Raw genomic sequence first — 26,268 nt, forward strand, 5'->3', positions numbered from 1 at the left:
TTGCGCGTAGGTGGCGAATGGTGCTGGTGCTGCATGACGTCCTTGTGAAAGTCATCCTGAGCTGCTCCCCACCAACCTCTCCAGATTGGTGGGCGGGCAGGAAAGGATGAATGTGTGACTTCTAGAAAAATCTTTCCTGACAAACTGCCTGAACAGGCTTTGCGGACTGGCATTACCAAAGCCCTGGATGCTGCTTGTCTGCACATGGGGGCTGTTTCGCCCAACCCTGCTGTTGGCTGTGCGCTTTTTGATGAGGACGGCACCGTCCTGGCCGTGGGTGCCCATAAAAAAGCAGGCGCCCCCCATGCGGAGGTCATGGCGGTGCAGCAAGCGCGGGCGCGCCATGTTCTGGAACGCGTCCACAGTGCCTTTGTCACCCTGGAGCCTTGCGCGCACTTTGGGCGCACGCCGCCTTGCGCTGACTTGCTCGCGTCACTGCACCTTAAAGACCTTTGGTTAGGGCAGGCTGACCCCAACGCTCAGGCCAGCGGTGGCGCTCTCAAGCTGCGTGATGGAGGGGTGGCGGTTCATTTCCTCGGCGCCATGCCAGATTTTGAAAGGGAAGCTGCCGCCTGCCGGGCGCTGGCTGCCCCTTTTTGCCACCGGCAGCGCACGGGCAAGGCGTGGCTCACTGTTAAGCAGGCCTTGAACGCCCAAGGCAGTATGCTGCCCCCGCCTGGGCAGAAAACCTTCACATCGCCTGAAGCCCTGAAATTAGCCCACGTTCTGCGCCGCACCACGGATGCAGTGGTGACTGGCATTGGCACTGTGCTGGCTGACAATCCTACCTTCACGGTGCGCCATGTTGATGATGTTTCCCCGAGGCCCAATCGGCCCTTGCTGGTTTTTGACCGCCAAGGCCGCCTTCCGGAGCATTGGCGGCAAGCACGCCAGGCTGAGGGCTTTGTGGTGGAACGCTGCACCAGCGTGGCTGAAATGCAGGCCATTTTGGCCAAGCACCATGCCAATCATGCCCTTGTTGAAGGCGGACCAGCCCTTTTAGCCATGCTGAAACGGGAAAACGCCTGGGATGATTGGCTGAGTGTGGAGCAGACCCCAGCGCCCCAAGGTTTGGCAGAACGCGTGACGGCCAAAGTCAACGCTGCCCATGGCACACGCTATGGACAAGGGCCTGCTGCCTTGGTCGCAGCACGCCTTGCCCTCTTCTCACCTTCATACCTTCATAACCAGGCAGGACAGGACTGAATCATGTTTTCAGGAATTATAGAACAGGTGGGCACAGTGCTTGATGCGCGCCTCTCCCCCCATGGCATGGGGTTGGTGTTGCAGGCCTCTTTCCAGAAAAACACCGTGAAAGCCGGTGACAGCATCGCCGTTAATGGCGTGTGCCTGACGGTGGAAAACCAACCAGCCAATTCAGACGATCCAGTGCGCTTCCATGTCAGCGGCGAAACGCTGCAACGCACAGCCTTGGGGCGCTTGCAAAAAGGGGGGAAGGTCAACCTGGAACGCGCTGTGGCCCTTCAAACCAGGCTCTCCGGTCACATGGTGCAAGGTCATGTGGATGGCTGCGGGCGCTTGGAAGCGGTGCGGAAGGAAGGTGATTCATGGCGCCTGCAGGTGGCGGTGCCGTGGGGGCTGCGGCGCTATGTGGTGGAGAAGGGCTCCGTTGCTCTTGATGGCGTCAGCTTGACCGTCAACACCCTCAGCGACACGCCGGACGCCACAGAGCAAGGGGGAGAAGCCATGTTCACCATTGGTCTGGCCATAATTCCCCACACATGGGCCCACACAGCGTTGGGCACGATGAAGGTAGGGGACAAAATCAACGTGGAGGTTGATGTCCTGGCCAAATACGCTGAAAACATGATGCGCTTTGGCCAAGGTGGCGCGGCCCCAAGCCATCCAGCCAGCATGGTGAGTAGCGAAGGGGGGCAATCATGACCGCCGTGCATAAGCAGGCTGTGGTCCCTGAACGCCTGCGCAAAGCTGTGGAGGCCGTGCGGCAAGGGCGCATGGTCCTGATGACAGATGATGTGGACCGTGAGAATGAGGGCGATCTCGTTTTGGCAGCGCAATTCGCCACCCCAAAGGCCCTGACTTTCATGGCGCGTGAAGGTTGCGGCCTGATTTGCCTATGCTTGACGCCAGACCATGTGGACAGGCTGGGCTTGGCGCCCATGGTGCAGAACAACCAGGATCCACGCGGCACGGCCTTCACGGTCTCAGTAGAGGCGGCCCATGGCGTGACCACAGGCATTTCAGCTTCGGACCGCGCGCATACCATCAAACTGGTGGGCAGCAGCCAAAGTCAGCGGGGGGATTTCGTCTCCCCAGGGCACATCTTCCCTTTGCGGGCAGCCCCTGGGGGCGTTCTGCAACGCCAAGGCCACACGGAAGGGTCGCTGGACTTGATGAAGCTCGCAGGTTTGGAGCCTTCAGCAGCTATAGTCGAAGTCATGGGCCCTGATGGTGAAATGCTGCGGGGCGCTGCTTTGGAAGACTTTGCCGCCACCCATAACTTGCCCATGATTTCCATAGCGGAACTACGCTCCTGGATAGCGGTTCATGGGCTGCAGCCTTTGGCCCCAACCCCCCAATCCCAAAAAGAAGCCACCCCTGCCAGCGCAGGACCTGCGCCAGCTATGGGCGCCTGGGCGCAGGCCAAGCTTCCCACAGCGCTGTGCAATGACGATATGCGCGTACATGCCTACCGCGACAGCAAAGGTCAGGAGCACCTGGCGCTGGTTTTGGGCGATGTCAGCGGCCAGGGGGCTGCCCCTTTGATACGCGTTCATTCAGAATGCGTGACAGGTGACGCACTGGGCTCAAAACGTTGCGACTGCGGCCCCCAGCTTCAGGCGGCGTTGGCGCGCATCAGGGAAGAGGGGCGCGGCATTCTGCTTTACATGCGTGGCCATGAAGGACGCGGCGTTGGGCTGTTCAACAAAATCTGCGCTTATGGCCTCCAGGACAAGGGATTGGACACTGTGGAGGCCAACGTGGCCCTTGGCCTGCCTGTGGATGGGCGCCAATGGCATGTGGCGGCCACCATGTTGAAAGGGCTCGGCGTACACCAAGTGCGCTTGATGACCAACAACCCTGGTAAAGCCCAGGGGCTGGAGGACGCAGGCATGACTGTTGCGGGTTTAGAGCCCCTGCAAGTTGGGGCGGGTCCTTACAATGGTCGCTATCTTGAAACGAAACGTGTACGGATGGGCCACTTGCTGAAAGCGCCTGCGCCGGGGGGCGCGGTTGCGGCTCCTCCCCCCTCACACTCCCCTGCCGAAGGAGAAGGAAAAGCACCATGAGCATTCATCTCAATTCAGCCGCCACAGGCCTAGCCCTGACCCCACCGCCGCGCATGGCCATCATCGTCAGCCGCTTCAATGAGGGCGTGACGTCAGGCCTGCGTGATGGCGCCTTGGCCTGGTTAGCTGAACATGGCATCAGCGCTGAGCACGTGGATATCTATGAAGCGCCTGGCGCTTTTGAAATGCCCCTCATGGCTAAGCGCCTCATCAGGGTGGGGCGCCATGAAGGCATTATTTGCCTTGGTTGTGTCATCAAGGGGGAAACGGCCCATTTCGAGTTCATCTCCCTTGGGGCCACGCTTGGCATCATGCAAGCGCAGCTTGCCGCTGAAACACCGGTTTCATTTGGCATTCTGACTGTTTATGACGAGGACCAGGCGCTGGTTCGCTCCCAGGATGACGTGCACAACAAAGGTCGCGAGGCTGCAGCGGCCTGCGCTGAATCGGTCTCCTTCATGCGGACCGTCAAACCCTGACCACGACTGAGCCCCTGCTTGAAAGTCCCCTACCATGACGCCAACAGCCTTTGCCGCGCCTCTCACCACCCTTTCCCTCCACCCCACCCAAGGGGGATCATCTGAGGGGGGGCATGTTGAGGCGGCAAGGTCGTTGACGCGCCGTGGTGTGGTTTATGTGATTTCCGCCCCTTCAGGCGCTGGCAAATCCACCATTGCCGCTGCCCTGCGCGCCAAGGATCCAGCGGACATCTTCACCTCCGTTTCTGTCACGACACGCAAGCCGCGCCCAGGGGAGGTAGAGGGCAGGGACTATTTTTTCAGGGACATGGCGACCTTTGAGAAAATGGCCGCTGATGGTGAACTGCTGGAATGGGCCACTGTGTTTGGCAATGGCTATGGCACGCCGCGCGCGCCTGTTTTGAAAGCCCTGTCAGAAGGCCATGACGTCATTCTGGACATTGATTGGCAAGGCTTCAGGCATGTCAGCAAAGCCCTTCCTGGGGATGTCGTTTCCGTGTTCATCCTCCCCCCCTCCCTGGAGGAGCTGAGGCGCCGCCTGGTGGGGCGCAATACTGACAGCATGGCCACCATAGAAAAGCGCATGGGCAAAGCCTTGGCGGAGATCTCCCATTGGCGGGAGTTCGGCCACGTCATCGTCAATGATGACCTCGACCACGCCATCGCCAAGGCCCAGGCCATCCTGGTGGCGGCGCGTCAGGCCGTTGGCCGCCGTCCTGATGTGGCTGCATTGGTCAACAGTTTCGCTTCAGGGGCGGCTGCCACAGGGCTGCCATCCTGAAAGGCCAGGTCAGGGTTGCTGATAAGGGCGCTGATGAAGAGCGCCAGACGTGATAAGAGGTCGCTGTGACGAACCAGACTCCCCCCCCCATCCCCATGGTGCTGGCGCTTCCCAAGGGGCGCATCCTTAAAGCATTACGCCCTGTTTTGGCCCGCACAGGCCTAAACCTTCCTGAGGACTGCATCAGCGAAAGCAGCCGCCACTTGCGGTTCAAAACGTCAGATCCAGGGCTGGACATTGTGCGCGTGCGCTCGTTCGATGTGGCGACATTTGTGGCTTATGGCGGTGCCGCCTTGGGCGTTTGCGGCTCTGATGTCCTTAGCGAGTTTGACTACCCTGACATCTGCGCCCCACTGGACCTTGGGATAGGGGGCTGCCGCTTGGCGGTGGCGCGCCTTGAAAGCCGCGACCCTGAGGAGCTGGCTTCACTCTCAAGGTTGCGTGTGGCCACCAAATACCCCGCAACCGCCAGGCGCTTTTACGCCGCGCGTTCCATCAACGCGGAAATCCTACATCTGCACGGCGCCATGGAACTGGCCCCTGTGCTGAACATGGCCGATGTGATCGTTGACCTGGTGGACACAGGCGCCACATTGCGCGCCAATGGGCTGGTGGAAATGGAAGACATCGCCCCCATCAGCAGTAGGCTGGTCGTCAACCGCGTGGCCATGAAAACGCACCCTGAAGCGGTGCGTGACTTGATTAACCGTTTTCGGGAGGCGCTCCAGGGCGGCCTCTGACCTTAAGCTGTAGCTGGCCACCCTCCATCAGGCAGGCTGGCATTGAATGGACTGGAAAACCTCATGAAGTTCCTTCAGACCACCAACCCTGATTTTGACCAGCAGCTGGCTGCCGTTATGGCCCAGCGCGGTTCAGACACCCAAAGCGTGGCTGGGCCAGTGCGCGACATCCTGCAGGATGTGCGCAAGCGTGGTGATGAAGCGCTGTGCGCCTACACCAACCGCTTTGACCATATGGACATCACCCCGGTCCAGCTTCGCGTTAGCCGTGCTGAAATGGAAAAGGCCGCTTCCCTCGTAGCGCCCGCCACCATGGACGCCCTGCGTTTAGCTGCTGCCCGCATCACGGCTTTCCATGAAGCGCAGCTGCCTGAAGATATCGATTACACTGATGCGGCTGGCTTACGCCTGGGTATGCGCTGGATCCCGCTTGATGCTGTAGGGTTGTACGTGCCAGGGGGCAAGGCGGCCTATCCCACCTCTGTCCTCATGAACGCTCTTCCTGCGCGGGTGGCTGGGGTCAAGCGCTTGGCCATGTGCGTTCCAACTCCTGGTGGGCAGCTTAACCCGTTGGTGATGGCCGCAGCCCTTCTGTGCGGTGTGGATGAAGTCTACCGCGTGGGTGGGGCCCAGGCTGTGGGGGCCATGGCATACGGCACGGAGAGCATGAAGCCAGTTGACCGCATCGTTGGCCCAGGCAACGCCTATGTGGCGGAAGCCAAGCGCCAGGTTTTCGGTCATGTGGGCATCGATAGCGTGGCGGGCCCCTCTGAGGTGGTTGTAGTGGCTGATGCCAACAATGATCCACGCTTGGTGGCCATTGACCTGCTTGCCCAGGCAGAACATGACGAGCAGGCCCAGGCCGTTCTCATCACGAATGACGTGGATTTTGCCCACCAAGTGGAAAAAGCAGTTGAGCGGGAGCTTGAAACCCTCACACGCCGTGCCATCGCTGAAAAAAGTTGGCGTGACCATGGCGTCATCGTAGTGGTACGCAATTGGGATGAAGCCGCTGAAGTGGCCAATGAATTCGCGCCAGAGCACCTGGAGGTGATGCTGGATGAACCACGCCAGTTCGCCCAGGCGATCCGCCATGCTGGAGCCATTTTCATGGGCCGTTTTTGTCCGGAAGCTGTAGGGGATTATGTGGGTGGTCCCAACCATGTGCTGCCCACCAGCCGTACCGCCCGTTTCTCCTCAGGGCTTGCAGTGCATGATTTCCTCAAGCGCACCACCTCCATTGAGACAGATGGTGAAGGGCTGAAAGCCGTTGGGCCAGCTGGCGTAACCTTGGCGCGTGAAGAAGGGCTGGATGCCCATGGTTTGAGCATGGCAGCGCGTTTGAAGGCCCTGGCTGAACAAGGGCAGAAACCCAAAGCCTGAACGTTCGCGACCAAGCGCTGACCTTTCACTTTCCCCAACACAGCCAGCCTCCAAAGGACTGGCTGTATTTTTATGGGGTGGAAAACCGGACTGGTGCTGTTAGGGGTGCGGGCTTTGGGAGGCGAGGAAGTTCAACACAATTTTTTGGAAAAGGTCGGGCTGTTCAACATGCAGCCAATGGCCTGCCTGGGGGATGGTTTCAAGATGGGCTTGGGGAAAAAGGTCTTTAAGGGCCTGAACGCCAGCGCCATCAATGTAGTTTGAGTGCGCACCGCGCACAAACAAGGTGGGGCCTTCGTAAGGCTTCACATGGGGGATGGTCAGTTGGGCAGGCCAATCTTCCACATTCTTAAATCCTGCGGCGATATCCGTGATGCTGCATTGCCATTGCGCTGGCTTGCCCGTTCGGTCAGGGCGCACATTCTGCCCCAACAACGCCACCAAAGCTTCTGAATTAGTAAAGCTTTTAAAATAATCTTGCACCGCTTTGTGGTCTGCCAAAGGGGGCAGGGGGCTTTGCGCTAAGGTTTGGGCCAAGGCTGCATGGCCATTGCTGATAGGCAGGGGGGCAATGTCGCCCACAACCAGGCCTTGAACGCGCTCTGGGGCCGTCAGGGCGATGGCCATAGCTGTTTTGCCGCCCATGGAATGGCCAATGATGTAAGCCTGGTTCAATCCAAGGCTGTCCATGGTCTCCAGCACATCAGTGGCCATGGCTTGGTAGCTTAAAGGGCCAGCGGGACTTTCACCGTGGGAACGCAGATCCAACGCCCACGTTCGGCAATGGGGCGCCAAAGCACGTTGAAGCTGCCCCATATTGCGTCCCCGCCCCAAAACACCATGGAGCAAAAGCACGGCAGGGGCGTGGGGAGAGCTGGTTTCAGTACGGTGATAGCTAGCTAGTCTCATCAAAAATGGTTCTCAGGCAGTGTTGGGAGGGCTAGTCAGGGCTAGCAATAGAATGTGTCCCTGGTGGTTTCATGAAGCATGGAGGCTGTGACCCCATAAGGAAAGCCCGGCTCTTGCGAACCGGGCTTTCCTAGTCAGACTGAGGGGGTATACCCCTCAACCAGCTTTCATGACCCAAGGTTTTATTCAAACCAAGTGGTCAGCTCAGCTTGAAGAGCTTAGGATTTGGAGAAATCAATGACCATGCGGCCACGGATTTTGCCTTCTTCCATTTCCTTAAAGATCTTCTTGACGTCTTCCAGGGGGCGAAGCTCAGTTTTGCACTTCACTTTGCCTTCAGCAGCGAACTGGAAAGACTCACGCAGGTCCTGACGGGTACCAACCAGCGAACCGATGACTTCAATGCCATCCAGAACCAGGCGGGGGATGGACAGGTCCATTTTGTCTGGCGGCAGGCCAACGGCTACAACGACACCACCAGCACGCACGCAGTCAACAGCGGCGTTGAAGGCGGCCTTGGCAGTGGCGGTCACCACAGCAGCCCAGGCGCCACCAGGGATGGTGCCATTTTCGAGGGGCTTGTTGCCACCGGTGTGCTCGCGGATGATCTTCACCACATCTTCATGGATGGGGTTGATCACTACTTCAGCGCCCAGCTCCTTGGCGAAATCCAGGGCGGCAGGGTTGGCGTCAACAGCGATGACCTTCGCGTTGAACACGTTCTTGGCCCACTGCAGCGCCAGGTTGCCCAGACCGCCAACACCGAAGATGACAATCCACTCGCCAGGCTTGATCTTGGAAACCTTGACAGCCTTGTAGGTTGTCACGCCAGCGCACGTGATGGAGCTGGCGGTGGCTGAATCAAGGCCCTCAGGCACAGGAACGGCATAGCTGGGAACAACGATGCATTCCTGGGCCATGGCGCCATTGACGGTGAAGCCAGCGTTCAAGACGTAACGGCACAGGGTCTCACGGCCCGTGGTGCAGTATTCGCAACGGCCGCAGCCTTCGTAGAACCAGGCAATGGAAACGCGGTCGCCAATTTTGGCAGGCTGCGGGCCCATGGAAGTGGCGTCTGAACCAAGTTTGGTGATGCGGCCAACGCCTTCATGGCCCAGGATGCGGCCAGTGTGGTCGCCGAAATCACCAGCGGCCACGTGCAGGTCGGTATGGCAAACGCCGCAGCATTCAACCTTCACCAGCGCTTCAGTAGGGCGCAGGGGGCGCAGGGTGACGTCTTCAATGGCAATGGTTTTGCCAGGTGCGCAAACAACAGCTTTCATGATTTTCTCCCTAGTGACGCCTGCACCCGCAAAAGCTGCAGAACATCATGACTAGATTGTCTGAAAGTGATTTTGGGCGGGGGAAAGGCTTTATCAAGCATTCCCCCTGATGCAGGGCACATATATGCCCTGCGTGCCTGGAATAAGTACCAGCAAGGTGCTGGTATCATTCTGGCTTTAAGCGCCTTTGACTTGTGCCCTCCCCACCCAACTGGCCATGGTGGCCAGGGGGGAACAGGGGCTTAGCAAAGGCGCCTGACCGTCAGCGACTTACTTAAAGTCGTTGATGACGGGAGGACGTGCATTGGTGGAAGCGACTTCCTTGCCCCACGTCAGCAGGTCCTTCGTGCAGTCGTCCTGCGCGATGACGCACTGGATCAAGGTCGGGCCCTTGCGGTTGGCAAGGCCCTTCTTGATGGCGTCCTCAAGCTCGCCAGCGGTTTTGGCCATCAGACCCAGACCGTGACCTGTCTCGCCGTTGAAGGCGGGCATCAGGGCAGCGTAGTTCCAGTTCTGGATGTAGTTGTAGGGACCGTCATGAATGGCGATCTCAATGCCGTAGCCGTGGTTGTCGATCAGGAAGATGATGACCGGCAGCTGGTAGCGGACCATCTGGCCCACTTCCTGGCAGGTGAGCTGGAAGGAGCCGTCACCGCACATGATGAGGTGCTGGCGGTCGCGCGCACCAATGGCAGAACCGAAGCCAGAGGGGATAGACCAGCCAATGTGGCCCCACTGCATTTCGGTCTCAACGCGGCAGCCGTTTGGCATGTTCATGCGCAGGGCGTTGAACCAGGAGTCACCGGTCTCAGCAAACAGCGTCGTGGTGGGCGTCAGAAGGTTGTTGATCTGGCGCGTCATCTCATCGCAGGTCAGCTTGTCAGCTGGCGCAGACGCCTTGATGTCCAGAACGGGGGCCTTGGTGCCCTGGGCGCTTTTGGGAGCGGCAGAAACCTTCTTGGCCAGTTCCTTCAGGAACTCCTTCATGGTGAAGCCGCCATAGTTGCGGCCATCGACCTGCACGCGGTTAGGCTGAATCAGAAGGACGTTCTTGCCACGGGGCCAGGCATGCCAGCCAACGGTGGCGTAATCGTTCCAGTTCGGACCGACCTGGATCAGAACGCCGCTCTTATTGGCGTCTTCAACCAGCTTCTCAGCGTCACCGGTGGAGACGATGCCCCAATAAGCGCCGCGGAAACCACTGTGCTGCTCAGGGAAGCAGCTCTTGGCAGCGGCCATGATGGTCACGGCGCAGCCCAGCTTGTCGGCCAGCTCAACGGTGGCTTTCTCAGCTTTAGCAGGGCGGACCTTGGAGCCAACCAGCATCACGACGTTGTCGGATTTGCCAATGAACTTGGCAGCGGCTTCAACGGCGGCGTCCAGGGATTTGCGGTCGGTGACCAGCTCAGGCAGCAGCTCGCTCAGCGGGCCGGGGCGATCGCACTCGAGGCCTGACACGTTGCAGGAAATTTCGAGGTAGGCAGGGCGCTGGTGCAGCATCATCTCACGGATGACGCGGTCGATCTTCTCAGGCGCCTCGAAAGGCTGCGTGATGGATTCGGTCGCAACGCAGATCTGCTTGCACATTTCCTGCTGATAGGCGTACTCGGTGGTGCCGATCGTGTGGTGCAGGATGTGGCCTGTGCCATAATCGTTGCTGTTGGGGCAGCCAGAAACCAGCAGAACTGGCAGGTGCTCAGCATAGCTGCCGCCAAGGGCAGAGTTCATGGCGGAAATGGCGCCAACGCTGTAGGTCACCACGCACATGGCAGCGCCATGGGAGCGGGCGTAGCCTTCGGCAGCGAAGCCGCAGTTCAGCTCGTTGCAGTCGTAGATCTGGTTCCAGTGCTTGTTCTTCAGCAGCTGGTCGAGAAGAACGAGGTTGTAGTCGCCAGCAACGGCGAAATGGTCTTTAAGCCCGATCTGGACCAGGCGTTCGGCAAGATACTCGCCAACTGTGAATGTCATGAGATCCTCCATGGATGAACCTTGCCGGAACCTGGACTGTTTTTGCCCAGGCGTCCACCCACACTGGTGGCCATCTGCCCATACGCGCGCGCATTGCTGCACGCATGGCAGCCGCCACCCTGGTGCGGCCCCTCTTGTGAGGGGCTAGACTGCACCGTGCAGGCGATGTCCATGGCAGGTTTAGGCTTGGACTGCGCCAGCATGAAGTTGGATTTCAAGGAGATTGCACCATGTCGACCGTCCGCCCTTTTGAATGCGAAGATGGCGCCTTCGCTGTGTTTTTCCCTGTCGCTTCAGCCAAGGCTGCTGAGTTTGGGCACTGGCTGATTGTGGCGCTGCCTAAAGCTGGCACCACCAAGGGGGAGCCAGACTATGAGGTTGTGCTGGTCAAGGATTGGGCAGGGCTGCTGCCGGCCAAGCCTGCCAGCCTTGCGCAGGCCGCTGAGGAGGTCCGCAAGGGTGGGGCGGGCTTGTTCACGCCTGCCAAAGCGCCGTTGGTTGCTGCCAACACGGAACGCCAGGGCCAGGAGCTGCGTGTGCATTACGGCCCCATGTCTGGCCCAGCCTGCACATGGGGCACGCAGGGTGATGAAGCCATGCGCGTGATTGGCGCCATCCAGGAGGTGGAGGCTTATTTGGTGGGTAAGTTCAGCAACGTGACCCACAAAGTGTGCCAAGCCAACAGCAAAGCCCCAGCGCGCCGCTGAGCGTGGGCAGCAGCCTGCTGGCTAGCTTCATGAAGAGCTTGCCAGCTTGAGGCATTTGCGCAGCAGCGTGGAGCAAGGGACTTCCCCAGGCGCTGTCCAGGCCAGCCCTGCTTGGGGTGGCAGTGACCTTTCCAGAAGGGGGCCAGGGAGCTTCTGGATGGTAAGGTGCAGTTCCAGGTGGGTGAATACATGCTTAATCTGCCCCGCCAGCTGCCAAGGTTGCAGGGCTAGTTGCTCCAGCCCAGCCTGGGGCAGCGCCTGTTCAAGGTTTGGACAGGCCTCCACCCACGCGCTTGAAGGCAGTTCATGGAAACCACCTAAAATGCCTTTTTCAGGTCGCCGGCGCATCAAAACGTAGCCTTGGCCATTTTCCACCAGAAAAGCCATGCCGTAGCGTACAGGCCGAGCTTTGGGAGGCGTGCGCTTGGGGAGCATTTCAGCCACCCCTTCCTGGCGCGCGTGGCAGGCGTCACGCCAGGGGCAGAGAGCGCAGGCTGGCTGGCGCGGTGTGCACAGGGTGGCACCCAGGTCAAACAAGGCTTGGGTGAAATCAGAGGGGTGGGCTTGAACGGTCTTGTCCTGCTCAAAACGAGCTGCCAAGGACGCCAATTCCCGCCGGGCGGCAGGCAGGGGGGTGGAGACAGCGTAAAGGCGCGCCATGATGCGCTCCACATTGCCATCCACCGGGATGGTGGGCACGCCAAAAGCCAGACTGGCAATGGCGCGTGACGTATAGGCTCCAATGCCTGGCAGTTGGGCCAGCCCTGCCACGGTGGTGGGGTAGCCGCCATGGGCCAAGACCGCCTGCGCAGCCTTGTGCAACCCACGGGCGCGGCGGTAATAGCCAAGGCCTTCCCAGTTTTTCAGCACAGCGTCCAATGGCGCCTCAGCCAACGCCGTGACAGTTGGGAAACGTTCCAGGAAGCGCCCATAATAAGGCCGCACTGTCGCCACGGTGGTTTGCTGCAGCATGATTTCGCTGACATGGACATGGTAAGGGGCCATGAGTTGCCCATAAGCCCGCCACGGCATGGAACGGCGGTGGCGCCCATACCAGTTCAACAAAGCTTGGGCGGAAGGGAGGGAGAGTGTCATGGCACCCAGACAGAAAGCCAAAACGCGTTGGGCGCAAGCGGAAAAAAAACCGAGGAAGCAGCCTCAACGCGGAAGTGGGAAAACTGGCGGGGAGGAGCAGGGAAGGGCCTTTACGACTTTGCACATTGGCTTGTTGGTGACGCGCCTGGGTAAAACGGCCTGTCACAAAAGGCCTAACGTGCTGATCAGGCTCATGGTGGAGTGGCCATCCATCATGGGCCCATACTTGGCGCGTTACAGCGCACCGCGCCAGTACCGCGATGGTGACCTGATTGTGGGCTGCGCGCCTGAAGTGATGATGGACATTCAATATGGTGCACCCCAGCTCATCAAGCGCATTAATTTGAGTTGCGGTTGGCATGGGGGTGAAGGGATTCAGCGGATGCGCATTAGGCAGGAAGCGGGGCAGTTCGCCCGCCCTAGACCCCATCTGCGTCCGGAGCCAGCTGTCAGGCGCTTGGGTGGGCAGGCTGGCCTGGAAGTGGAACAGATGGCTGAAGGGCGCTTGCGCGCAGCCTTGTTGCGGTTGGGGCGCCACCTCAACCCCTGAAGGGGGTAGCCCGAAAAACACAAAACCGCGCCCTAGGTATCGAGCCAGGGCGCGGCATGGGTGGCTTTGGAGGAGTTCCGCGCTGCCCTTAACCAGGATGCAGCGCTGGGGAGCTTATTTGATGATCTGGCTGGCGTGGTAGCCCTGGGCGAACAGAAGGGCGCGCATGCCGCAGAAATTCACTTGCTCATGGACCTTTTTGCGCACGGAAGGTTTGGCATGGTAGGCAACGCCAAGCCCAGCGGCCGTCAGCATGGGAATGTCATTGGCGCCATCGCCGGTGGTGATGGAGTCCTTGATGGTCACACCACGGCGCTTGCACAGGTCAATGAGGTGCTCGCGCTTCTGAAGCGGACCCAGGATCGGTCCAAGCAGCTTGCCTGTGACGACACCATCTTTGATTTCAAGGAAGTTGCCATAGTTGAAGTCAAAGCCCACAACTTTGGCAATGCGACTGGTGAACCAAGTGAAGCCGCCTGAAACCAGCGCGGTCAGGGCATGGTTGGCGTTCATGGTGCGCACAAGCTCTTCGATGTCGTCTGCGAGCTTGAAACCTTGAAGGGTTTTTTCCAGGTCCTGCACCGTCAGGCCGCGCAGGAGCATGGCGCGGGCGCGGATGCTCTGGGCGAAATCCATTTTGCCGTTCATGGCTTCATGGGTGATTTCAGCGCATTTTTCGCCAGTGCCGTTGAGCTTGGCGAGATCGTCCATGGTTTCGCCATCAACGGTGGTGCTGTCCATGTCGCTGATGAGGACCATTTTGCGGCGCCACTCTGTGCCCGTCACGATGGTGTCAACGCGGTATTGCTCAGTGCCCAGGGCTTTGCGCGCTGCTTCAACAGCGGCAACACGGTCCTTGGTGGTGAAGGGGATCTCAACGGCCTCGCCCTCAGAGAGGGTGACGGGGGCTGCGCCCTTGACGATGTCGCGCCCAAGTTCAATGGCTTCTTTGGACAGGGTGTTGTCGCGGCGGTTGGCAACGAGCGTAAGGATGCTGGGTAAAGACATGCTGAAGAGCCTCGGTTCCGTTCCGGTTGATAAGGCAGAAGCGGCAGGGGCGAAAGCTTCTGAGCCGCTTCTCGTTGTGGCGGGTCCCACCTGCTCCGGCAAGTCTGCCCTGGCCATGCGCCTGGCGCAGGCCTTTGGGGGCTGCGTCATCAATGCTGATGCCATGCAGCTTTACAGGGGGCTACGTGTGCTGACGGCCAGACCGGATGCTCTGGAGGCTGCAGCAGTGCCACACCGGCTTTATGGCATTTTGCCGCCTTGGCGCAAAGGCACAGTGGCTGGTTGGTGTGCGCTAGCCGTGGGGGAGATAAGCGCTGCACGCAGCCAAGAGCAGTTGCCTGTGTTGTGTGGGGGAACGGGGATGTACCTCAATGCCCTGGCCCATGGCCTGGCTGACGTGCCCTCCCCGACCGCTGAAGCCCGCGCTGAAGCCCGCACCCTCTGCAAGCAGCTGGGCAGTGGCGGGCTTCATGCCAAACTGAGTTTGGCAGACCCTGAAACAGCCTTGAGGCTGCGCCCCCAGGACCCGCAGCGCGTCATCAGGGCATGGGAGGTTTGGCGCAGTACAGGCCATGGGCTGGCCTGGTGGTGGCGCGAAGCGGAAAGCCGCGCCTTTAGAGCGCGCTATATTTTTATTTTGCTTGACCCACCCCGTGATGCGTTGCGCGCGGCCATCAGGAAGCGTTTTGGCGCCATGGTGCGCCATGGCGCGTTGGAGGAGGTGCGGGCGCTTGAAAACGAGCTGGCTGCTGCAGGGCGCTTGGAGGATGAGTTGCCATTGCTGCGGGCCCACGGCGTGCCGGAGCTGCGTGCCGTGCTGGCTGGCGCCATGACCCTTGAGGAGGCAGCTGATGCGGCAACTAGGGCGACCGTGCGCTACACAAAGCGCCAGGCCACGTGGTTCAGACACCATCCCTTAGGGGCGGTGAGCGACCGTCTGGTCCTGCAGGCGCGTTTTGAGAACCCCCATGCCCCATCAGCAGAGATGGAGGGTGTATGGCGCCAAGTGGCGGATTTCCTTCAGGCGCGCCTGGGGATGCGCTTTGAAAGTGGCTTGAAACGCTGAACGCGCGGCGTGGGCGGGCGCCTGAAAATTTCCCGGAACAAACGTCCCAGCAACAAGGCTGGTGAAACCATGATGGCCATGAACGCCAAGGCGAACAGGCAGTTGCCCACGTAGATGGTTGTGTCGAATGGTCCAGCATTAAGCAGATAAAGGGTCGTCAAGCCCAGGATGCGTTCGCCAGGCAGCGCTGAAAGACCGTAAAGCAGTGCCACCACAAGCATCACCGCTGCTTTACGTCCTGAATAGAGTTCAGGTTGTTTGATCGAGCGCAACAGAGTGCGGACAATAATGATGTAGGTGATGGAGTTGGTGAGAAGTGCCCCAACCATGAACGTGGCCAGCAAGGGGCGCGCGCTGACGAATTGCGGCACACCGTTGAAGGTCAGGTCAAACAAGGTAACGAGGCCCATGGCGCACCACAGGAGGCAAGCCAGCACCATGGCGGTGCAGAACAGCACCTTGCCGCGGCGCCGGCGCCTGATGCGTCTATGCTTGCGGGGTTTGGTGGGGGTGGGGTGGGGCTGTGTCATGGTCTCACGCTTTGTGACGGTCTGTTTATATGACATGGAAACGTTACCGTAAGGGTTAAAGTCCCTTCATGGTGCGGTGAGGAGCAAATGAGCGGGGTTTTGAAGTGGACTTCCACCCAGTGCGCGTTAAGGCTTGAGGGTGAAGTCACACAGCGGCATGGGGTTCCCTCGCCCCCGCCGTGATGAGGAGCGATGAACATGGATGTACGTTACGACCGCGATTGTGACGTTGGATTGATTCAAGGGCGCCGCGTGGCAGTGGTGGGCTATGGCAACCAAGGCCGTGCCCATGCAGCCAACCTGCGTGACAGTGGCGTGCGCGATTTGGTGGTGGCTGCCCGCCCCCAGTCCCCAGCGCGCCAGCAAGCAGCGGAGGCAGGCTTTACGGTCATGACCCCTGAGGAGGCTGCCGCATGGGCAGACGTTCTGTTCATCCTCACCCCTGATGAAGGCCACGGCGCGCTTTACAAGACCTTGGAACCCCATTTGAGGAAAGGGGCGGCGTTGGGGTTCGCGCATGGCCTTTCCGTTCATGCAGGGCTGGTCAGGCCGCGTGCTGACCTGGACGTGTTCCTGCTGGCACCCAAGGGGGCTGGTTGGGCGGTGCGGGCTGAATACCAGAAAGGTTCCGGTGTTCTGGGTCTGGCTGGCGTTGCCCAGGATGCCAGCGGGCAGGCCTGGGAACTGGCCTACGCTTATGGGGCTGCCTTGGGCTGCGGGCGTGCTGGGATGCTGGCCACCAGCTTTGGCGAGGAGATGGAGACAGACCTTTTCGGCGAGCAGGCGGTTTTGTGCGGCGGCATGATGGAGCTTGTCAAAGCAGGTTTTGAAACCTTGGTTGAGCGGGGTTACGCGCCTGAGATTGCCTACCTTGAATGTGTTCATGAGCTGAAGCTGGTTGTGGACCTGCTTTACAAGGGGGGCTTGGGCCATGTCAGCCGGTCCATTTCCAACACGGCAGAGTATGGGGCCATTAGCAAAGGTCCCAAAGTGGTTGGCGCCAATGTGAAGAAACGCATGGGGGAAGTGCTGGACGCCATTCAGGACGGCACCTTCGTGCGTGACTTCATGGTGGAGAACCAGTCTGGCGGCATTAAGATGAATGCCGCCCGGCGCAGGGATGAACACAGCCTGCAGGAGCACACAGGCGCTGCGCTGCGTTCTGTCCTGGCACGCCAAACCAAGCAAGGAACGCAGCCCCTGCCCCCATCCCAAGCCCTGATCGTGCTGCAGCCAGAAGGGGCAGGGACTGAATCCAAAGGCAGTAAAAAGGAGAGAGGGAAGGCTTCAAAAGCTGGCACCAAAGCCCACAAAAGCAAGAAGAAGGCCAAATCATGAGCAGCTACCTTGAAACGCCCAAGCGAACGACCTTGGCAGCTTTGCGCAAAATGAAAGCTGAAGGGCGTAAAATCACCATGGTGACCACCTACGATTATCCTTCAGCTGTGCTGGCAGACCGTGCAGGTTTGCCACTGGTGCTGGTTGGGGATTCAGTAGGCATGGTGGTGCAGGGCCATGACAGCACTTTGCCTGTTACGGTGGATGAAATGGTCTACCACACCCGCATGGTGGCGCGTGGTGCTGGGCGCGCTATGGTCATCGCCGACCTGCCCTTCATGGCCTACGCCAACATGGAGGAGGGGTTGAGAAACGCCCACAGGCTTATGGCTGAAGGCGGTGCGCAGGCCATCAAGATGGAAGGTGGCGCTGAAATGGCCCCGCTTGTCCGGCGGTTGACTGACAACGGCATTCCCGTCATGGCCCACATCGGCTTGCGCCCGCAATCGCAGCATCAGATGGGGCTGCGTGTTCAAGCGCGCGATGAAGCTGGCATCAAGGCCTTGATGGCGGATGCGCGCGCCCATGAAGCTGCAGGCGCTTTTGGTTTATTGTTGGAATGCATACCAGCTGAGGTCGCCCAGGAGGTCACCCGCCGTTTCAGCCCTGTGACTATAGGCATTGGTGCCGGCTCTGGGTGTGATGGGCAGGTTCAGGTATGGCATGACCTGTTGGGCGTGTACGGCACCAAGCCGTTCAAACATGCCAAATGCTACGCTGATGTGGGGTCGGTAACGCAGGCAGCCCTTGAAGCTTACAGGCATGAAGTGGAAACTGGTTCCTTCCCGGCGGAAGCCAACACCACCCATGTTGACCCGGCCGTGGTCACATCACAGGGCTGATGACTTCCGCAAAGGGCGCCATTATAGGGGCCCTTGTGCCATGCCGCCTTGGAGCGGCCAGACTGAAAGCGTTAATTCATGAGTGCAGCCAGCCAAATCAACATCGTCGCCATTGTCACCGTGCCAGGGGACAGCTTGGGGGAAGCCACAAAGGCTTTCCAAACCTGCGTGCTGGCCTCCCGCCGTGAGCCGGCGTGCCTGTTTTATGATTTTGGGCAAGACATGGGTGACCCGGAGCGCTTTGTGGCCAGCGAGGCCTGGCGTGACGAGGCTGGCCTGAAGGCCCATGAGGCCTCCCCGCATTTCCAGGCCCTGCTGAAAACGCTTGAAGCTATGAAGGCCAAGGTGGAGATCATGCGTTTGGCCTCCCTCGTGCCAGCCTGATTAAGCTTTATGACGAGGCCATCACGCGTTTGACCAGCGCTCCATAAAGCAAAGGCCCTTCCAGCCATAGGGCGGGAAGGGCCTTTTTGCTGTGTGTCAGGCGCCTAAGTTGGCGGGTGGTTGAGGCCCGCCATTCAGGGCTTAGACGGAATAGTACATTTCAAACTCGACCGGGTGGGGGGCTTGCTCGAAACGCTGCACGTCCTGCCATTTCAGGTTGGCGTAGCTTTCAATCTGGTCCTTGGTGAAGACATCCCCAGCCAGAAGGAAGTCATGGTCGGCTTCAAGCGCTGTCAGGGCTTCGCGTAGGGAACCGCACACGGTTGGGATTTTGGCAAGCTGATCCTTGGGAAGCTCGTAAAGGTCCTCATCCATAGCGGGGCCTGGATCAATCTTGTTGCGGATGCCGTCCAGGCCAGCCATCAGCATGGCTGTGAAAGCCAGGTAAGGGTTGGCTGTGCAGTCAGGGAAGCGCACTTCCACACGCTTTGCCTTGGGGCTTTTGCCATAGGGGATACGGCAGGAAGCGGAACGGTTAGCGGCTGAGTAGGCCAGCAGAACGGGCGCTTCAAAACCTGGTACAAGGCGTTTGTAAGAGTTGGTGGAAGGGTTGGTGAAGGCGTTCAGCGCTTTGGCATGTTTGATGATGCCGCCAATGTACCAGAGGGCCTCCTGGGAGAGGCCAGCGTATTTGTCGCCTGCGAAAAGCGGCTTGCCGTTTTTCCAGATGGACTGGTGCACATGCATACCTGAGCCATTGTCCCCCAAAATGGGCTTAGGCATGAAGGTTGCTGTTTTCCCATAGGAATGGGCAACGTTCTGGACGCAGTATTTGTAGATTTGGATGAAGTCCGCTGCCTGGACCAGGCCGCCGAACTTGATGCCCAACTCATGCTGGCTGCGCGCCACCTCATGGTGGTGCTTTTCCACCGGCAGGCCCATTTCAGCCATGGTGCTGAGCATTTCAGCACGCAGGTCGGTTTCGCTGTCCACAGGGGCAACAGGGAAATAGCCTCCCTTCTGGCCAGGGCGGTGGCCCATATTGCCTTCAGCGAATTCCTTCAGACCCGCATCTGGCCCCTCAACGCTGTCGAGGCGGTAGATGCTGTAGTTTTCGCCAACGCCATAGCGCACATTGTCGAAAATGAAGAACTCTGCCTCAGGCCCGAAGAAGGCTTCATCGCCAATGCCAGAGCTTTTCAGGTAATCCTGGGCCTTTTTGGCCACAGCGCGCGGATCGCGGCTGTAGAGGCTGCCCGTCTCAGGATCAACGATGTCGCAGGTGACGATCAGCTGCGGGCGGGCGGCGAAAGGGTCCATGACGGCCGTTGTGGGGTCTGGCATCAGGACCATGTCTGACTTGTTGATGGGGCGCCAGCCAGGGATGGAGGAGCCATCAAACATGAAGCCATCTTCAAAGGCCTCAGGGCCGAAGGTGGAGACCGTCTGGGTGGTGTGGTGCCACTTGCCCTTGGGGTCTGTGAAACGCAGGTCAACGTACTCGACGCCATTTTCCTGAATCATGTCGAACACTTTGTTCACCGCCTCCTGGGAGGGGGCGGGGGTGGTGCTGGGTGCGTTGGGAGCAGTTTTGCCGGGCATCTACTTGCAAACCTTGAAGATGAAGATAGCAGCGGGTCAGGCACCGAAGTGGCTTCGGTGGGGAGTAGGCCAGTATGGGGTGGGTGTCGAGGGGGCTTGGCGGGCGCTAGGGCTTGCTGGTGGGAAGCCTGTAAAGGCCCTTGCCGTTCAGGGGGAATTATGGTGCAATGGTAATTGCCCCTTACTGTTTCCAGCGCTTTTCTGCATTGTTGGTTAAGCCTCAGTGAACACTGGATGTGGTCAGTTCGCCAAGGCTTTCAATCAGGAAGGAAAGGGAAGTCATACATGCGTGTGAGGCATGGTCATTATGCATTGCACGCATGGGTTATGATGACTTCTGAAGGCCCTTGAAAGTTGCCTCAGCTGGCGTAGAGGGCTTGAAGCCCCACGCGCAACAGCCATGGAATGACCATGTCCACCACTAGAAGCAGGATGACGGGGGAAAAATCAAACGCTCCCGTATTGGGCAGCAAGGCCTGGATCGGGCGCAGGGCTGGTTCAACCAGCCAACCCAGAACATTGTAAAGGGCAATGCCCAGCCGTGTCAGCGGCCCCAGCACCTGGTAGCCAATGGCCATGGAAAGCAGGCAGTATAGGATGACGATCCAGGCGTAGACCTGCAGGATGTCGAGAATGATCGGCAGCAGCTGAATGTAAAGCGCAAGAAAGCTCACAGGCATCCTCATCAAATGGGGGCAAAGCTGAAACAGGCCTTTAGGCCTTAGCAAAGTCAATAGGATGGCCTTTGGAGGACAGGTGGCGGACCATGTGCGCCCCAACCGACCGCAGCTTTAAGCAGAGCTGGTCGGGCAGGCGCCAGGTCTGGAAAAAGACCCTGCCTGCTTGACGTGCATGGGGTGGCTGTGTTCTATGAAAGCCGTTCATGGGGCTGTAGCTCAGTTGGTAGAGCGCATCGTTCGCAATGATGAGGTCAGGGGTTCGATTCCCCTCAGCTCCACCATGTTCTTCAAGCGCGCTGGTTCTGCCAGGGCGCTTTTTGTTTTGGCGCTTCACAAAGCCCTGGCCTGCAAGCCTAGCCAGGCGGTTAAGTGGCGTTTTCCAGGCAATGCATGACGGCTTGCCAAGGGGTTAGGGTGCCGTCAGTCACTTCCAGAATGCGCTGTGACACCCTGGGTTGGGCGACCAGGGCGGCCAGAACCCCTGCAACGCCATCCCGGCTGACCGTGCCATAAGGCAGCGCCAGACCAAGGCGCACCCCTTTGGCCGGTTCATCCGTCAACGTCCCAGGGCGCAGGATGACCCAGTCCAGCGGGCTTTCAGCCAGGCAGACGTCTGCTAGCTTCTTCACGCGCATGTAATGCTCGAATTCCTCATGGCGGGGCCTGTCACGCCAGGCCTCCGGGAAGACCGAGACCAACAGGAAACGCCCCACCCCTGCCAGCTGCGCCGCCGCCACGGCCTTTTCCAGGCCTTGGCCGTCCACTGCGCTGGTGCGTTCTGTACCGCCCTTGCCACCAGCCCCAGCGCTGAACACCACGGTTTGGCAGCCTTTCATGAGGGTTGCCAGTTCTGGCGCGCTTAAGTGCGTGATGTCGCCTAAAAGGGGCTTGGCGCCTGCTTGACGTAGCAAGGGAGCTTGTTCAGCTTGGCGGTGGAGGGCCACAACGCCATCACCTTGAGCGGTGAGCTTGCCAACTAGCCTGCGGCCTACACCACCTGCCGCGCCAATGATGAAAACCTGGTTCATGGTCCTGTTCCTTGCTGTTGGTCAGAACAGTGACTTTGGAACAGGGCTGCTTGAGGTGCTAGGGCCTAGCAACAAGCCTCCTCAAACCTCGTTGGCGACCCCTTTGGCCTGCGCTTTGAGTAGCTACCCTTTAAGAAGGGTGTACTTGTTGTGGGCGCAAACCGCCTTAGTTCAGAAAGGTGAATTGCTATCAGGGGCTGAGCCAAGGTTGGCCATGCCACTGCTTTCCACACAGTTTCGGAAAGCGTTCAGAACCTTTTGAGTGTCTTTGAGGGACACGGTTTTCTGGGTGTTCTTGCCCATGAAGGTCAGAACGGCTTTCTGGCCCTTTCCCATGGCCTCCAACAGGTCTTTCATGCTTTCAGCTGGCACCGCGGCTGCCAACATGTGCTTATCACCGTACTGCATGGGAAAAACATGCTCGTAAGAGCCAATGCTGATTTTCATGTTGCCTCTGACACCAGGGTGGAGGTGCCACGAGCGATCTATGGCGCGGATTTCCAGAACATCTGAATCAGCCCTCAATGAAAGCCCTCCTATTGGGTCGGCTGCTATGCACACATCCTTGGAAAGTCCATCATCAGTCACATGGTGCAAAGCGGCCCAGTCACCGCCACGGGCATCAAGGCCAATTCTCTGCAAAGCAGCCAGTTGGGCATGGGCTGGCTGGCTGGCTGGCCAGGAAAGTACCCATGAGGGCGAGGGCGGTTGCAGACAGGATTTTCAAAGCACGTGACCCCAATGAAGATGTTTTGAAGCTGCATCTTTTAAGCCCCGTCCCCTGAAACGCAAGGTAGGTGTTCCCTCATAGCTGGTTCTGTTTCAAGCTAGGCGTTCTAAAGTCAGCTGTGGTGCATGGGGTGGAGGCCCCCCAGCCTCCATGCCTGATGACGTGTTGTTTGTTTCCACACCCACCTTAAGGACCTGACCATGGACACTGTTGAAAACCGCCTTGAACGCCTTGAGATCACTCTGCCAGCCGCCGCAGCGCCTGTGGCCAATTACGTGCCTGTGCTGCAGGCTGGTTCCATGCTGTATGTTTCTGGCCAACTGCCTTTGGTTGATGGCAAGCTTCTGCTGACCGGCAAGCTTGGTGACGAGGTTTCCACCCATGCTGGTGTGGCGGCGGCGCGCGCCTGCTTCATCAACATTCTGGCGCAGCTTCAAAACTACCTCGACAATGACTGGAGCCGCGTCAAGCAGGTGGTGCGTTTGGGGGGATTCATTGCCTCCACCCCTGATTTCACAGAACAGGCCACTGTTATGAACGGCGCTTCAGACCTGGCGGCTGCCGTGTTCGCCCCCCATGGCCAGCACACGCGTTCCACCGTTGGCGTGGCCAGCCTGCCTTTGAACGCTCCTGTGGAAGTTGAAGCGCTTTTTGAGATTCGTTAAGCCCTTCTCCACAGCATCGTTTTAGAGACGCCCCAGCCAAGCTTATGCAGGCGTGGGGCGGCTTTGCAGGAGTAAGCCATGACAGAGCAGACCAAAACCGCCACCCAGCCCGCTGGGAACACAGCTGGCGACACACCGCCAGACCGCATGTGTATTTGGCCAGACAGCCCCCATTTCAATGAACAGGCGCTGAGCCGCGGCATTGAGATCATTTTCAATGGCAAGGAGAAAACTGGCGTTGAGGAGTACTGCGTTTCAGAGCAGTGGATCCGCGTGCCAGCCGGCCGTTCCCTTGACCGCAGGGGCCGCCCCATGACGCTGAAAATGAAGGGCCCTGTGCAGGTCGCCTACAAAAGCTGAGAAGACACCAATCCTGCAGTCACCTGCAGGCTTTGGCGTTTTATATTAGCACTGCCTTGAGAAAACCCCAGCCTTTTGAAGGGCTGGGGTTTTTCTGTGCAAGCGGTCAGTTTTGAAGAAGGGGCCTGGCCTCAGCCCGTTTTCTTGCCAGCTTGGCTGCGCAGGAAATGGGCAGGGGGGGTGCTTGGCAGCAGGGCTGGCAGGAACAGGAACGTGCACAGCAAAGTGCACCCCAGCGAGATCAGCAGCAGCATACCCATGCTGGCTGTGCCTGGGTGGGCTGAAAAGGCCAGGGTGCCAAAAGCTGAAGCCGTGGTGAGGGCTGAGAACATCACAGCCCGCGCTGTGGGGGAGGTTAGCGGGTCCTTGGCCCCCACAGCCCAGTTCATAACGAAGTAGACGTTGAAGGAAACACCAACGCCCAAAAGCAGCGGCAGCGCGATGATATTGGCGAAGTTCAAAGGCAGCGGCACCACAACCACAATCAGCAGCGTCAACAAAGCTGAAAGCAGCAAGGTTGCCATAACAAGCATCATTTCCTTGAAATGGCGCAGAACGGCGAACAGGATGATAGCGATGGCGATAATGGCGCAGGCGGCAGCCACCGCGAAAGCGTGGGTGATGGTCTGAGCAGCCCCGGCGATTTCCATCGCTGGCCCACTGATGACGGGCGTCACGGTTTCAAGCTGCTTTACGAAATTGTGCAGCACCTTGGGGTTCGTCATGTCGCCCTTGGGGTAGATGTTGATGAGGTATTCCCCATCAGGTGCCACGTAATCACGCCTGACATCGGCAGGGATGTTGCTAAGTGTGATGGGTTTGGGCGTGAGGACGTCACGAAGCTGAGCTAGCTCGTCAGGCAGGTAGACGGTCAGGGCATGGCTGGTGCCAAGAAGCACGTTGTCAGGCGCCTTCTCCAGCTTGTCCAGGTCATGGAGGATGTCCTCCAGTGGCTTGCCCAGCTTCTGGGGGGGGATGGCGCCCAAGGCCTTGGCTGCTTTGGTGGCCGCAGCCCTGATTTCCGCCGCGGTGGGGGCAGCGGTGGTAGCGCTGGGCGCCAAGGTGGGCAGCACAAGGTCAGCAGCATCTGAAATGGCTTCCAACTTGTGCTGTTGGTTGTCAGGCACCAGGGCGCCAAGCCACATGACGTTGTCAACGCTGGGCAGCTTACTGAAGGCGGCAGCCCATTTTTGGGCCGTTGCGTAATCAGGCGCCAAGGCTGATGCGAAGTAAGGCGTCGTGATGGGGTTCTGCTCAAGGAGCTTGAGCGCCTCCATCCCCTCCGTGTGGGGATTTTTGGTATGGAGGGGGTCTGAATCGAATTCCAGCCTGGGTGAAAGCGCCAGTGCCAAGACAGCAAGCAGGCCGAACACCCCCAGGACAGGCCAGCGGTGGCGGCGCAGGAAACCATCCACCGGGGCCAGCTGCTCAAAACCGCGCCCTTCATAAGCGGGCTTGGCGCGCAGCACCATCAGCAACGCAGGCAGTACGGTCAACGTGCAGGCAAAGGCGATCAGCATGCCACCGCCAGCGATCTTGCCCAGCTGGGCCACGCCAACAAAGCTGGTGGGGATGAAGGCCATGAAGCCTGCAGCGGTCGCCAACGCTGCCACCAGGATTTGGATGCTGCATTCACGCCCTGTGCTGATGAGGGCAGGCAATGTGGCCAACGGCTGGCCGTTCGGTTCATCCTGGCTGCGGAAACGCACTGAGTATTGAATGGCGAAGTCCACCGCAATGCCCACGAACAGGATGGCAAACGCGATGGAGATCAAGTTCAGCGTGCCCACAAGCAAGGCTGCGAAACCAGTGGTAAGGACCAAGCCGCACAGCAGCGTGCCCAGGATGGCCACCACGATGCGCCAGGAGCGCACCGCCAGGCTAAGCCACAGCGCGACAAGCGCGAAGGAGAGCGCAAGCCCCACCCCCATGCCGTCCGCAACGGTGGAGAGCTCCTCGTCATTGAGCTTGTCATCACCTGTAATAAGGCAGTGAACGGCGCCCGCCTTGGCTAGGGGAAGGTTGTTGAAAGCTGCCCGCATGGCTTTGACGGCATCTTCAGAAGGTTCCAGCGAAGCGAAGTTCTGGCGCGGGTGCGTCAGGACAAAGCTGTAGTCACCTCCCATTTTGGCCAGGTTGCCAGCTAAGAGATTTTGCCATGACAAAGGCTGCGGATGGCCGCTGACGTCAGCGTCCAGGGCTTTGGCGAAGCCTTCAAGTGCGGGGGTGAAGCCGCTTGGTATAGGCTGGTTCTGGCTGAGGCCCAGGGCGATGAGGTCAAAGGTCTGGAACAGCCCGACCGCTGAGGGGTTAGCTGCCATGGTCCCCAGGAAGGGCTGCGCTGCGATGATGGAGTTCAGCAGGTCGTCAAGCTGCTTTGGCTCCAGGAACAGCAGTCCGTGGGTGTTGTAGAAGGGATTGTCTCCAGGCGCCGTGGCGCTGAGGAAGTATTTTGGCTCATGGGAGAGGACGGCGGTGAGCTGGCGTGCCGCTTCAATGCGCTCTTCGGGGATGTCGCCGCTGATGACCGCAACCAGGCTGTCCTTCTGGCCTGGAAAGAGGCGCTCGATCTTCATCGATTCCTGGCGCCAGGGCAGGTCTTCGGCAAAGAGCTTGTCTGTGTCGGTTATGATGCCCAACCGGTGGGCGCTGACAACGCATGACAGCACGATCAGGAGGGCAGCCAGGGCCAGGACAAGCTTGGCGTGCTTGGCGGAAAAAGCGTTGATGCGGTCGGTCAGGGCTGAAAGCATAATTCTGCTTAGCCTGAAGAAAGCGTTTTGCCTACTCCTGCAAGGGCACGGTTGCTCTGCTATGTTGGGCTTTCATGATGACCAGCACGTTTTCCCCCAATTCTGTGTCGCCACG

25 protein-coding genes, 1 tRNA gene and 1 pseudogene are annotated in these 26,268 nt (G+C 59.3%); 16 read left to right on the plus strand and 11 right to left on the minus strand.

Annotated features, from left to right (window positions below; all coding sequences use genetic code 11):
* The first annotated feature begins 114 nt into the window (after positions 1–114).
* The 7 genes from ribD (at position 115) to hisD (ending at position 6,655) form a co-directional block, all read left to right on the plus strand.
* Entirely contained in the window at positions 115–1,206 is a 1,092-nt protein-coding gene (ribD, locus tag E3E12_RS04445) for a bifunctional diaminohydroxyphosphoribosylaminopyrimidine deaminase/5-amino-6-(5-phosphoribosylamino)uracil reductase RibD (protein ID WP_141443258.1), read from the plus strand.
* A 3-nt stretch (positions 1,207–1,209) separates the two neighbouring features.
* Entirely contained in the window at positions 1,210–1,905 is a 696-nt protein-coding gene (locus tag E3E12_RS04450) for a riboflavin synthase (protein ID WP_141443259.1), read from the plus strand.
* On the plus strand, positions 1,902–3,272 hold the full coding sequence (gene ribB / locus E3E12_RS04455) for a 3,4-dihydroxy-2-butanone-4-phosphate synthase (protein ID WP_141443260.1): 1,371 nt from the start codon (positions 1,902–1,904) through the stop codon (positions 3,270–3,272). Before E3E12_RS04450 ends, ribB begins: the two co-directional genes overlap by 4 nt.
* Positions 3,269–3,751, plus strand: coding sequence for a 6,7-dimethyl-8-ribityllumazine synthase (gene ribH, locus E3E12_RS04460; protein ID WP_141443261.1), 483 nt, complete (start codon positions 3,269–3,271; stop codon positions 3,749–3,751). Before ribB ends, ribH begins: the two co-directional genes overlap by 4 nt.
* A 34-nt stretch (positions 3,752–3,785) precedes the next feature.
* The gene (gene gmk / locus E3E12_RS04465) at positions 3,786–4,532 is read left to right on the plus strand and encodes a guanylate kinase (protein WP_141443262.1); all 747 of its coding nucleotides are present in this window, start codon (positions 3,786–3,788) and stop codon (positions 4,530–4,532) included.
* A 95-nt stretch (positions 4,533–4,627) separates the two neighbouring features.
* The gene (hisG, locus tag E3E12_RS04470) at positions 4,628–5,272 is read left to right on the plus strand and encodes an ATP phosphoribosyltransferase (RefSeq protein WP_141444077.1); all 645 of its coding nucleotides are present in this window, start codon (positions 4,628–4,630) and stop codon (positions 5,270–5,272) included.
* 63 nt (positions 5,273–5,335) lie between these two features.
* Positions 5,336–6,655, plus strand: a complete 1,320-nt coding sequence (hisD, locus tag E3E12_RS04475; protein ID WP_141443263.1) for a histidinol dehydrogenase — start codon at positions 5,336–5,338, stop codon at positions 6,653–6,655.
* Between the two features lie 99 nt (positions 6,656–6,754).
* On the opposite strand, the gene E3E12_RS04480 is transcribed toward hisD, so the two are convergent.
* The 3 genes from E3E12_RS04480 to E3E12_RS04490 form a co-directional block, all read right to left on the minus strand.
* Positions 6,755–7,564, minus strand: a complete 810-nt coding sequence (locus E3E12_RS04480; protein WP_141443264.1) for an alpha/beta fold hydrolase — start codon at positions 7,562–7,564, stop codon at positions 6,755–6,757.
* Positions 7,565–7,782: 218 nt separating this feature from the next.
* Positions 7,783–8,847 (minus strand): alcohol dehydrogenase AdhP, encoded by a 1,065-nt coding sequence (gene adhP, locus E3E12_RS04485; RefSeq protein WP_141443265.1) that lies wholly within the window; start codon positions 8,845–8,847, stop codon positions 7,783–7,785.
* Between the two features lie 270 nt (positions 8,848–9,117).
* The gene (locus E3E12_RS04490) at positions 9,118–10,815 is read right to left on the minus strand and encodes an alpha-keto acid decarboxylase family protein (protein ID WP_141443266.1); all 1,698 of its coding nucleotides are present in this window, start codon (positions 10,813–10,815) and stop codon (positions 9,118–9,120) included.
* Between the two features lie 230 nt (positions 10,816–11,045).
* On the opposite strand from E3E12_RS04490, the gene E3E12_RS04495 reads away from it, so the two are divergent.
* Positions 11,046–11,522 (plus strand): hypothetical protein, encoded by a 477-nt coding sequence (locus E3E12_RS04495; protein ID WP_141443267.1) that lies wholly within the window; start codon positions 11,046–11,048, stop codon positions 11,520–11,522.
* Positions 11,523–11,549: 27 nt separating this feature from the next.
* Here the strand turns inward: E3E12_RS04495 and E3E12_RS04500 are convergent, their stop codons facing one another.
* Positions 11,550–12,617: an A/G-specific adenine glycosylase gene (locus tag E3E12_RS04500; protein WP_141443268.1), complete on the minus strand. Its 1,068-nt coding sequence runs from the start codon at positions 12,615–12,617 to the stop codon at positions 11,550–11,552.
* On the opposite strand from E3E12_RS04500, the gene E3E12_RS09100 reads away from it, so the two are divergent.
* Complete coding sequence (locus E3E12_RS09100; protein WP_168194385.1) at positions 12,616–13,167, plus strand: DUF721 domain-containing protein; 552 nt, start codon at positions 12,616–12,618, stop codon at positions 13,165–13,167. The two genes, E3E12_RS04500 and E3E12_RS09100, sit on opposite strands and share 2 nt — an antisense overlap.
* Positions 13,168–13,281: 114 nt before the next feature.
* Here the strand turns inward: E3E12_RS09100 and serB are convergent, their stop codons facing one another.
* A complete protein-coding gene (serB, locus tag E3E12_RS04510; RefSeq protein ID WP_141443270.1) occupies positions 13,282–14,175 on the minus strand; it encodes a phosphoserine phosphatase SerB in 894 nt (297 codons plus the stop codon).
* On the opposite strand from serB, the gene miaA reads away from it, so the two are divergent.
* A complete protein-coding gene (miaA, locus tag E3E12_RS04515; RefSeq protein WP_141443271.1) occupies positions 14,174–15,241 on the plus strand; it encodes a tRNA (adenosine(37)-N6)-dimethylallyltransferase MiaA in 1,068 nt (355 codons plus the stop codon). The two genes, serB and miaA, sit on opposite strands and share 2 nt — an antisense overlap.
* On the opposite strand, the gene E3E12_RS04520 is transcribed toward miaA, so the two are convergent.
* Complete coding sequence (locus E3E12_RS04520; protein WP_141443272.1) at positions 15,196–15,807, minus strand: hypothetical protein; 612 nt, start codon at positions 15,805–15,807, stop codon at positions 15,196–15,198. The two genes, miaA and E3E12_RS04520, sit on opposite strands and share 46 nt — an antisense overlap.
* A gap of 162 nt (positions 15,808–15,969) precedes the next feature.
* Between E3E12_RS04520 and ilvC the strand changes: the two are divergent.
* The 3 genes and pseudogenes from ilvC to E3E12_RS04535 all read left to right on the plus strand — a co-directional run.
* Positions 15,970–16,944: pseudogene (ilvC, locus tag E3E12_RS04525) on the plus strand (ketol-acid reductoisomerase); the annotation flags it as partial.
* Between the two features lie 161 nt (positions 16,945–17,105).
* Positions 17,106–17,951, plus strand: a complete 846-nt coding sequence (gene panB, locus E3E12_RS04530; protein WP_141443274.1) for a 3-methyl-2-oxobutanoate hydroxymethyltransferase — start codon at positions 17,106–17,108, stop codon at positions 17,949–17,951.
* 78 nt (positions 17,952–18,029) lie between these two features.
* Positions 18,030–18,335, plus strand: a complete 306-nt coding sequence (locus tag E3E12_RS04535) for a putative quinol monooxygenase (RefSeq protein ID WP_141443275.1) — start codon at positions 18,030–18,032, stop codon at positions 18,333–18,335.
* 141 nt (positions 18,336–18,476) lie between these two features.
* Here the strand turns inward: E3E12_RS04535 and glnA are convergent, their stop codons facing one another.
* The gene (glnA, locus tag E3E12_RS04540) at positions 18,477–19,937 is read right to left on the minus strand and encodes a type I glutamate--ammonia ligase (RefSeq protein ID WP_408869919.1); all 1,461 of its coding nucleotides are present in this window, start codon (positions 19,935–19,937) and stop codon (positions 18,477–18,479) included.
* A 359-nt stretch (positions 19,938–20,296) separates the two neighbouring features.
* Positions 20,297–20,611 carry a YggT family protein gene (locus E3E12_RS04545; protein ID WP_168194386.1) on the minus strand — a complete coding sequence of 105 codons (315 nt, stop codon included), beginning with the start codon at positions 20,609–20,611 and terminating at the stop codon, positions 20,297–20,299.
* A gap of 211 nt (positions 20,612–20,822) precedes the next feature.
* Between E3E12_RS04545 and E3E12_RS04550 the strand changes: the two genes are divergently transcribed.
* Positions 20,823–20,898: transfer RNA gene (locus tag E3E12_RS04550), tRNA-Ala, on the plus strand.
* A gap of 84 nt (positions 20,899–20,982) precedes the next feature.
* Here the strand turns inward: E3E12_RS04550 and E3E12_RS04555 are convergent.
* Both E3E12_RS04555 and E3E12_RS04560 read right to left on the minus strand, forming a co-directional pair.
* Positions 20,983–21,645, minus strand: coding sequence for an SDR family oxidoreductase (locus tag E3E12_RS04555; RefSeq protein WP_141443277.1), 663 nt, complete (start codon positions 21,643–21,645; stop codon positions 20,983–20,985).
* A gap of 171 nt (positions 21,646–21,816) precedes the next feature.
* Entirely contained in the window at positions 21,817–22,287 is a 471-nt protein-coding gene (locus tag E3E12_RS04560; protein ID WP_141443278.1) for a hypothetical protein, read from the minus strand.
* Positions 22,288–22,575: 288 nt separating this feature from the next.
* Here E3E12_RS04560 and E3E12_RS04565 point away from each other — a divergent pair, with 288 nt between their 5' ends.
* Positions 22,576–23,040 (plus strand): RidA family protein, encoded by a 465-nt coding sequence (locus E3E12_RS04565; RefSeq protein ID WP_141443279.1) that lies wholly within the window; start codon positions 22,576–22,578, stop codon positions 23,038–23,040.
* A 78-nt stretch (positions 23,041–23,118) separates the two neighbouring features.
* Positions 23,119–23,400 carry a DUF3297 family protein gene (locus tag E3E12_RS04570; protein ID WP_141443280.1) on the plus strand — a complete coding sequence of 94 codons (282 nt, stop codon included), beginning with the start codon at positions 23,119–23,121 and terminating at the stop codon, positions 23,398–23,400.
* 131 nt (positions 23,401–23,531) lie between these two features.
* Here E3E12_RS04570 and E3E12_RS04575 read toward each other — a convergent pair whose 3' ends face one another.
* The gene (locus E3E12_RS04575) at positions 23,532–26,153 is read right to left on the minus strand and encodes an MMPL family transporter (protein WP_141443281.1); all 2,622 of its coding nucleotides are present in this window, start codon (positions 26,151–26,153) and stop codon (positions 23,532–23,534) included.
* Between the last annotated feature and the right edge of the window lie 115 nt (positions 26,154–26,268).

Source organism: Formicincola oecophyllae, from assembly GCF_006542395.2.
GTDB lineage: Bacteria > Pseudomonadota > Alphaproteobacteria > Acetobacterales > Acetobacteraceae > Formicincola > Formicincola oecophyllae.